A 605-nucleotide genomic window follows, 5' to 3' on the forward strand; every position below is an offset into this window, starting at 1 on the left:
GATCAAATCCGAAGCTTTAAGTATGGCGAATACCATTAAAGACAGCATACAAACCCGTAAAGTAGCCATACTGGCGGCTGATGGTGTGGACGGAAAATCTTTGAGCGAAGTGAAAGCAGCCATCGAAGCAGCAGGCGGCGTAACAGAAATTCTTGCGCCCCGTTTAGGTTACCTGACATCAGCTAACGACGATAAGATACACGTAGACGAAAGCCTGCTGGGCGCAGCATCTGTGTTGTTTGATGCAGTGTATATACCGGGTGGCCTGAACAGTGTAGCCACCTTGGAAGCAGATGCCGATGCGGTACACTTCCTGAACGAAGCGTTTAAACACTGCAAAGCCATAGCCGCCGATGAGCAGGCGCTGCAAGTGTTGGAAGCCACCTACTTCAGCAAGAAGATGGAAAGCGATGAGGGCGTGATCGTGAGCGGCGACGCAGCTCAATTAGCAACTTCATTTATTGAGGCCATCAAACTGCACCGTTTTTGGGAAAGGGAAAAGCCTAGGAAAATTCCGGCTTAATATCAATAAGTATTTTCTTAAAGAAGCCTTGCCGCAATTGCGGCAAGGCTTCTTTGTTATAAAGGTTCTTGTTGTAAAAGCT

At 47.8% G+C, this 605-nt stretch carries 1 protein-coding gene; it reads left to right on the top strand.

Annotated elements, in window-relative coordinates; all coding sequences use genetic code 11:
* Positions 1 to 523: DJ-1/PfpI family protein (locus ACFQBR_RS33610; protein WP_378554989.1), on the top strand; the 523-nt coding region annotated here is incomplete at its 5' end.
* Between the last annotated feature and the right edge of the window lie 82 nt (positions 524 to 605).

The sequence above is a fragment of the Nocardiopsis tropica genome (assembly GCF_042660575.1).
Lineage (GTDB): Bacteria > Actinomycetota > Actinomycetes > Streptosporangiales > Streptosporangiaceae > Nocardiopsis > Nocardiopsis tropica.